We start from the raw sequence: 7052 nt of genomic DNA, 5'->3' as shown, positions 1-7052 counted from the left end.
TATGCCTTTCAGGTGTCTGCTTTTCTATGAAAGAAGTGTTTACAATAAAACGCGTTGATCATGGTCCCTATAGGAGTTGTGTGTGAAAAGCACCGTCCTTCGCTTTGATGGCCAGCTCCAAGCTGAGACCCTCGAGTCATAAGCCAATCAGTCTATGAGAGGAAAAGGCGCCTCTCACAGCCTGCTCGTCTTATGATTGTCGGGTCTCTGCCTTCCTTTATATTGAATTTTTTGTAATAATTTCAGCCTCATTGTGTCTTTTATTAGTTATCTACAGGAAGGCACCGCTTTTCTGTGGTCTAGCTCCGGACTGCCATCCTCGAGACATAAGTCAATCTGTCTATGTGAAGAAAACCACTTCCCACAGCCAGCTAGTCTTATGCTTGTCGGATGGCTACTTTTCTATTAATATATTGCGTTTAAAATGATTGTATTATCATTCTGGCTGTTAAGAGTTCCCAATGAAAAGCACCGTCCTTCGCTTTTCTTGATGGCCAGCTGCAAGCTGAGACCCTCGAGTCATAAGCCAATCAGTCTATGAGAGGAAAGGCGCCTCTCACAGCCTGCTCGTCTTATGCTTGTCGGGTCTCTGCCTTCCTTAATATTGAATTTTTTGCAATAATTTCAGCCTCATTGTGTCTTTTATTAGTTATCTACAGGAAGGCACCGCTTTCCGCTTTTCAGGTAAGCTGTTTAAAAAGAGATTCTATTTGAAGTGCGGTTCTTTTGCCGGCTATGGCTGCTATGTTTTGAATCACCTGCTGTCTTTGTTCTAAGTCGAAAATATTTATGTTTTTTCCATTGAGCATGGACGCAATTTTCTCTGCATGCTCAGATGACAGAATCACTCCATACTGCCTTCCAATTTTCAATAGTTCATCACGTTTAATGTTATTTATCTTCTGATTGACCATCATTTCGTAAAATTTCATGATTTGCTCACCCTCCTTCTTCTAACATATGAGGGGAAGGAGGAAAGTGAACATTATATTAAAAAAGAGCTGCATATTTACAAATCAGCCTGAGTAGGGTATAATACCTAAGTTAAATCGTAATCATTCTTATATACCAAAGGTGAATTAAATGAAAAATTCTGAGCCTATTATAAAAGTAGACCATTTGTTTTACAGATATGAAAAAGAAAATGTTTTAGAGGATATTTCAATAGAGGTACCAAAAGGAGCTTTTCTTGGAATAGTAGGACCCAACGGTTCTGGTAAATCTACGCTGCTTAAGCATTTATTAGGTCTATTAAAGATCCAGCAGGGCAAGATCCAATTATTTGGCACTGAAATTCGTTCTTTTAAGGATTGGGATAGAATTGGTTTTGTTTCGCAAAAGGCAAATTCTTTCAATACGGGCTTTCCAGCAACCGTTTATGAAGTGGTTTTAAGCGGATTGACTAGAAAAATAGGACTGTTCAGGTTTGGCTCTCGTGAAGACAGAAAAAAGGTTGACCATATTCTGGAATCAGTAGGAATGCTGGATTTCAAAAATCGGAATATTGGCGAACTATCCGGCGGCCAGCAGCAGCGGGTCTTTATTGCCCGGGCACTTGTAAGTGAGCCGGATTTATTGATTCTCGATGAACCAACGGTGGGTGTGGACGCCCAGAACGTTAACCAATTTTATGATATGCTTGAAAACTTAAATAAGGAACTTCATATAACATTAGTCCTTGTCACCCATGATATTGGAGTGATCAGTGATAAAGTAACCCATGTAGCCTGCTTAAATAAAAATCTGCATTTTCATGGCAGTACATTTGAATTCAATGCTTTAAAAGAGCGGGACTTATCAAGCATCTATGGACATGATGTCCAAGTGATTACACATCATCATTAATTTAGCTGGGGGATCCTCATGATTTCGGGACTATTTCAATACGAATTTTTACAAAATGCTTTTCTGACTGGAATTATTATCGGAGTAATGGCTCCGCTTCTCGGTGTGTTCGTAGTGGTAAGAAGGCTTTCTCTTATTGCTGATGCGCTTAGTCATGTAACTCTTGCAGGAATTGCGTTCAGTCTTCTGCTTGAAAAGAAGCTTGGATTTCTCTCAGGATTAAATCCTCTATATATGGGAATGAGTTTCTCCATAGTCGGAGCTCTGTTTATTGAACGGCTGCGAAATGTATACAAACACTATCAGGAGCTGGCCATACCCATAATTTTGTCTGGCGGCATAGGGCTTAGCGCAATTTTTATTTCTATTGCTGATGGATTTAATACAGATCTGTTCAGTTATCTTTTTGGAAGTGTAAGTGCAGTAACCCGAATGGACTTATGGATTATTATTGGGATTTGCTTGCTTGTAATTATTGCCATTATTGTTCTGTACAAAGAGCTGTTCCTGCTTTCTTTTGATGAAGAGTATGCGAGGGCTTCCGGGATTCCAGCAAAATACATTCATTTTATTTTTATTCTCCTAGTTGCTTTGGTGATTGCTGCATCCATGAGAATTGTCGGTATTCTGCTCGTATCGTCCCTAATGACTCTTCCGGTAGCTGCTAGCATCCGTATTGCTACGGGATTTAAACAGACAATTTTGTTTTCCATTCTTTTTGGAGAAGCTGCGGTAGTCGGCGGGCTGTTTTTATCTTATTATCTGGATTGGGCCCCCGGAGGCACCATTGTTCTTCTTGCGATCCTGATTTTAATTTTTACAATCGTATATAGAAATATCCGTTTGCGGATGGTTTGATGGAGGTTAATAATGAATCTTGTTCAAGCTATGGACATATTAAAAAAACATGGATTTAAACATACAGGCAAACGTGAACAAATGCTGGAGCTTTTTGCGGCAAAAAACAAATATTTAACAGCAAAAGACGTCCTGGAGCATATGAAGGAAGACTATCCCGGGCTGAGCTTCGATACTATTTATCGAAATCTCTCGATGTTTGCCGAACTTGGAATTTTTGAAATGACGGAGCTCTCAGGTGAAAAGCATTTCAGGTTTGCTTGCAGCCATAGTCATCATCATCACCATTTTATCTGCTTGGATTGTGGTATTACAAAAGAAATAGAAACCTGTCCAATGGACCAATTGCAGGCTGATTTAAACGGATATGATATATCTGGACATAAATTCGAAATATACGGCAAATGCCCGCAATGCAGCCATTAACTGTATTTGCCTTTATTTCCGTTCCTAAAGAAAAGGACTGACACCATGGTTGTCAGTCCTTTTCTTGTTGTGCAGCTTTAATTATTGGCCATTTTAAGCCATTGATCGACCCAGGCTTTTGCTTCTGTCCAATTCGCAACGCGGAATACATTATCAGGCACAGGATCCTGATTATATGGAGTATTAAAGAGCAGCACCGGTATTTTACATTGTTCTGCAATAGCAACAGCGTTATCATGTTTATCTTCAAAAAAGATATCGACTTTATGCTTTTTGGCGGTAGCTACCTTATCATGTGAGCCGATTAATTCAATATGGTGAACGTCAATATCCTGGTTAGTAAACCATTTCCGGGTGACCTCCATTAACTGGCTGCTGCGTGCACTAATAATATAAAGGTCCTGGGTATCTTTCCATTCGGTTAAAGCTTCCTTTGCGCCTTCTGCAGCAGGCGATCCTGCGTACATAAGCGGCTCTGTTTTCTTAAACCATTCGGCAAATTTTTCCCGGGGAATATTCACGAAGGGATTCAGATCGTATTGGGTGATATCCTGCAGTGTCAGTTCAAGCTGGAACGCCTTATTTATGTATGGAAGCAGTGCATCAGGACTGGTGATGGTGCCATCAATATCAATGCCAAATCTTTTTCTCATTTTCACGTCTCCTAATAAAAATTCTTCTTAAATGTATCATATTTCTTCTATTCATCTCATTGTCGCTGAATAATATTACCTGTATACGTAATACTTGGCTTAATGAAGATATGGCGCCTTACAAATAATAATGAAGCTCGATCTTAGAAAGTGAGGGATATTCTTTGGAAGAAAAAAATATTAATGATAAAGATTTCACGAATAAAGATTTTTCGCATGGCAATAGAGCTGACAGCGGAAATACTAATGCCTCTGAGATTCAGGACAGCCAGATGAATACAGATGTTCCTGACTACGGCAGGGGACAAAATAACAATAACAATGCAAACCGTGATTTCCAAAGAAATAACCAGGAAGAAACTTCAGCAGAACTTACTCCTGGCACCCGTTCCATTTCAAAAGACGAGTCAAGGAATAATCAGCTTACAGGAATGGCTGCGGGCAAGGGTATGGGCTATGCGGCTTTGATTGTTTCTATTCTCTCTTTATTTGCTGCCCCTATTTTATTTGGTATTGTAGGGATCGTGCTTGGATTCATGGCAAGGAGAAATAAGGAATCTCGGGCTCTTGGTTCCTGGGCAATCGGTATTGGTGCTTTTTCGCTGATTATCGGGACATTGATTCTTCCCTTCTTCTAAGCGGAGCGTAATGAACAGAGAAAGAGCCTGACAACAAGTCAGGCTCTTTCTCATAACTTATACCTCTAGGGCTTGTTTCGCGAAATATTCTTCAGCAATTTTATCAATTTCTTTTTTTAGTTCCTCGACCATAACAGCTTCTGGAACCTTCCGTACAATCTGGCCTTTGCGGAACAGTAAGCCTTCACCTCTTGCGCCTGCAATTCCGATATCAGCTTCCCTTGCCTCTCCAGGACCGTTAACAGCACAGCCTAATACGGCAACTTTTATAGGTGCTTTGATCGTTTGGATATATTCTTCTACTTCATTGGCTATACTGATTAAATCTATTTCAATTCTTCCGCATGTCGGACAGGAAATAAGTGTAGCAGCATTGGAAATTAAACCGAATGATTTAAGTAATTCCCTGGCAACCTTTACTTCTTCAACAGGATCCGCGCTTAGAGATACGCGCAGTGTGTTCCCGATGCCCATGCTTAGAATCGCTCCCAATCCGGCTGCACTTTTAACTGTACCGGCAAAAAGAGTGCCTGACTCAGTAATTCCCAGGTGCAGAGGATAATCAAAGGCTTTGGATGCTTTTGTATAAGCTTCGATAGCTAAATTAACATCAGAAGCTTTCATCGATACAATAATGTCGTGGAAGTCAAGGTCTTCAAGGATCTTAATGTGATGAAGTGCACTTTCAACCATTCCATCAGCTGTAGGATAGCCATATTTCTCTATGATTTTCCTTTCAAGAGAACCTGCATTCACTCCAATACGGATCGGTATACCTTTCTCTTTGGCAGCTTTAACGACAGCTTCAACCTTTTCCCTTCGGCCAATATTCCCCGGGTTAATTCTGATCTTATCTGCTCCTCCTTCAATTGCTTTAAGAGCGAGCTTATAGTCAAAATGAATATCTACAACTAGCGGTATATTAATGCATTTCTTTATTTCGGAAATAGCGTTGGCAGCTCTTTCATCAGGGCATGCTACGCGTACGATTTGACAGCCTGCTTCCTCAAGCCGCTTGATCTCAGCGACTGTTGCTTCAACGTCATGCGTTTTGGTCGTAGTCATACTTTGGATAACTACCTGGTTGTTTCCGCCGATTGTTAGGTTTCCTACCTTAACAGGACGGGTTTTGGTACGATGTATGATTTCACTCACGTGTATTTCTCTCCTTCAGGAAAAAGCGGTTTTGATTCTCCACTTGTATTCATGTACACGGACCTATTGTATCAATTTTTCACTGATTTTGACAACAATCAGAATTTCAAGTGTTTATTGGGTATACACAGGAATTTTATACTTTTTTCCTATTTGGATATCTTCAGGGGCCTTCCCTTTATTCAATGCCCTAAAATCAGAAATGATTTTTTCGATAGGTTCGTTTATTTTCCCCTCTTGCTGTTCAATTATTGATAAAATTGTATCACCTGGCTTTATTACTATTTCAGTGTGCCGGATGTCACTAGAGTTTTTGGCAGGAGCAGAAGGATCCGGCTTTTTATCTAGAGCAATTGCAGCCATCGTACTTTTTACAGGAAGAGTCCCAGAGGTTAAATCATAGTAAACGATAAAGCATAGGAAACAAAAAGAGAGAAGATAGAGAAGACGCCGCATATACAAACCTCCGCAAGCTGCTTTTGATTCAATATATTCAACTCTATTTTTAGATATTCCTGTTTGAACCTAAAAAAATAGAATAGACCTGCTAGATTCTCTTATATCAAAAAAACCACGCTTAGGCGCGTGGTTTCTGTTTCGGCACGGGAATTTCTCTAAGGGCCAGATATAAAATAGTTAAAGTTACAAACCAATTTATAAAGGATTTGTAGATAACAGGGGTGTGCAGGAGGCCCATGACGGTAAAGAAAAACGTGGCGAGGGTAAGGCTGTATGCGGTAAGTCTCCAAAGGTGCCTGTATTGTAATTTTCGCTTCAGGGTATTAGCTAAAAATAAACCAACCAGGGCTATAAATAATGTCTGGAAGAATAAAATCGCTGCAGCTGATAAATACACCATTAAAGATAAAACGGGCAATAGGATGAAATACAGAGATTGAACTTTATTTAGTGCGTTTGATGCCGTTTTATTATTAATTTCCATACCTTCCGCCATACTGTATGGATAAGCCTGAGATTGGCCGCCAGAAGAAAAAACAAACTCTTCCTTCAAAAGTGCGATTGAACTTCCTGATTTGTTTTGAACGTCTTCTTTCGTTAAAGAGCCTGATTCATCTACCAAGATATTGAAGTTATCTTTTCTTAATGAGAAGGGCTCGTTTACTAAAGAGGATAGGGAGCCATTTTTTATTTCAAAGGATGGTAATTCTGAGTTAATTGTACTTTTTGCCAACGAAACTCCTTCTACTATTTCTGTATTTAAAACAAATAGAGAGGGCAGAACAGATATAAAAGAGAGGAAAAAGAGATACAAAAATGTTTTTCCAATCCCCTGAAATCTAAATTTGGCGATATCCTTCGGAGAATAAAGACTTTTATAAAACTGGATAAAAATATTCATAAAAATGTAAACACCTCGGGTGGAAAGATCTTATCCCTTATATTTTATCTTTCAAAAGTAGAATAAACAATATTGTTTTTGGGGAAAGGGAGAGAATACAGCCGCATTTATTTACTG

9 protein-coding genes are annotated in these 7052 nt (G+C 39.5%); 4 read left to right on the top strand and 5 right to left on the bottom strand.

Going from position 1 to position 7052, the window contains the following annotated elements:
• Positions 1 to 680 precede the first annotated feature (680 nt).
• The gene (locus JOC77_RS13270; RefSeq protein ID WP_204544020.1) at positions 681 to 932 is read right to left on the bottom strand and encodes a DUF2624 family protein; all 252 of its coding nucleotides are present in this window, start codon (positions 930 to 932) and stop codon (positions 681 to 683) included.
• A gap of 151 nt (positions 933 to 1083) precedes the next feature.
• Between JOC77_RS13270 and JOC77_RS13265 the strand changes: the two genes are divergently transcribed.
• The 3 genes from JOC77_RS13265 to JOC77_RS13255 are packed head-to-tail and all read left to right on the top strand — an operon-like array spanning position 1084 to position 3129.
• A complete protein-coding gene (locus tag JOC77_RS13265) occupies positions 1084 to 1845 on the top strand; it encodes a metal ABC transporter ATP-binding protein (protein WP_204544019.1) in 762 nt (253 codons plus the stop codon).
• A gap of 18 nt (positions 1846 to 1863) precedes the next feature.
• Positions 1864 to 2703: a metal ABC transporter permease gene (locus JOC77_RS13260; protein ID WP_204544018.1), complete on the top strand. Its 840-nt coding sequence runs from the start codon at positions 1864 to 1866 to the stop codon at positions 2701 to 2703.
• 12 nt (positions 2704 to 2715) lie between these two features.
• A complete protein-coding gene (locus JOC77_RS13255; RefSeq protein WP_204544017.1) occupies positions 2716 to 3129 on the top strand; it encodes a Fur family transcriptional regulator in 414 nt (137 codons plus the stop codon).
• A gap of 77 nt (positions 3130 to 3206) precedes the next feature.
• Here JOC77_RS13255 and JOC77_RS13250 read toward each other — a convergent pair whose 3' ends face one another.
• Entirely contained in the window at positions 3207 to 3782 is a 576-nt protein-coding gene (locus JOC77_RS13250; RefSeq protein ID WP_204544016.1) for a 5' nucleotidase, NT5C type, read from the bottom strand.
• A 164-nt stretch (positions 3783 to 3946) separates the two neighbouring features.
• Between JOC77_RS13250 and JOC77_RS13245 the strand changes: the two genes are divergently transcribed.
• Positions 3947 to 4420, top strand: a complete 474-nt coding sequence (locus JOC77_RS13245) for a DUF4190 domain-containing protein (RefSeq protein ID WP_204544015.1) — start codon at positions 3947 to 3949, stop codon at positions 4418 to 4420.
• Between the two features lie 57 nt (positions 4421 to 4477).
• Here the strand turns inward: JOC77_RS13245 and ispG are convergent, their stop codons facing one another.
• From ispG to JOC77_RS13230, 3 genes are all read right to left on the bottom strand, one after another.
• Positions 4478 to 5575 (bottom strand): flavodoxin-dependent (E)-4-hydroxy-3-methylbut-2-enyl-diphosphate synthase, encoded by a 1098-nt coding sequence (gene ispG, locus JOC77_RS13240; RefSeq protein WP_338047226.1) that lies wholly within the window; start codon positions 5573 to 5575, stop codon positions 4478 to 4480.
• Positions 5576 to 5689: 114 nt separating this feature from the next.
• Positions 5690 to 6031, bottom strand: coding sequence for a LysM peptidoglycan-binding domain-containing protein (locus JOC77_RS13235; RefSeq protein ID WP_204544014.1), 342 nt, complete (start codon positions 6029 to 6031; stop codon positions 5690 to 5692).
• Positions 6032 to 6152: 121 nt separating this feature from the next.
• On the bottom strand, positions 6153 to 6935 hold the full coding sequence (locus tag JOC77_RS13230; protein WP_204544013.1) for a DUF1189 domain-containing protein: 783 nt from the start codon (positions 6933 to 6935) through the stop codon (positions 6153 to 6155).
• Positions 6936 to 7052: the final 117 nt, after the last annotated feature.

Source organism: Peribacillus deserti (assembly GCF_016909175.1).
Taxonomy (GTDB): Bacteria; Bacillota; Bacilli; order Bacillales; family DSM-1321; genus Paraperibacillus; species Paraperibacillus deserti.
Note: the sequence above shows the minus strand (reverse complement) of the source record. Positions and strands in the feature narration are given on the sequence as shown.

Coding starts and splice junctions, on each gene's coding strand:
- JOC77_RS13270 (WP_204544020.1), bottom strand. CDS start 932: ATGAAATTTTACGAAATGATGGTCAATCAGAAGATAAATAACATTAAA.
- JOC77_RS13265 (WP_204544019.1), top strand. CDS start 1,084: ATGAAAAATTCTGAGCCTATTATAAAAGTAGACCATTTGTTTTACAGA.
- JOC77_RS13260 (WP_204544018.1), top strand. CDS start 1,864: ATGATTTCGGGACTATTTCAATACGAATTTTTACAAAATGCTTTTCTG.
- JOC77_RS13255 (WP_204544017.1), top strand. CDS start 2,716: ATGAATCTTGTTCAAGCTATGGACATATTAAAAAAACATGGATTTAAA.
- JOC77_RS13250 (WP_204544016.1), bottom strand. CDS start 3,782: ATGAGAAAAAGATTTGGCATTGATATTGATGGCACCATCACCAGTCCT.
- JOC77_RS13235 (WP_204544014.1), bottom strand. CDS start 6,031: ATGCGGCGTCTTCTCTATCTTCTCTCTTTTTGTTTCCTATGCTTTATC.
- JOC77_RS13230 (WP_204544013.1), bottom strand. CDS start 6,935: ATGAATATTTTTATCCAGTTTTATAAAAGTCTTTATTCTCCGAAGGAT.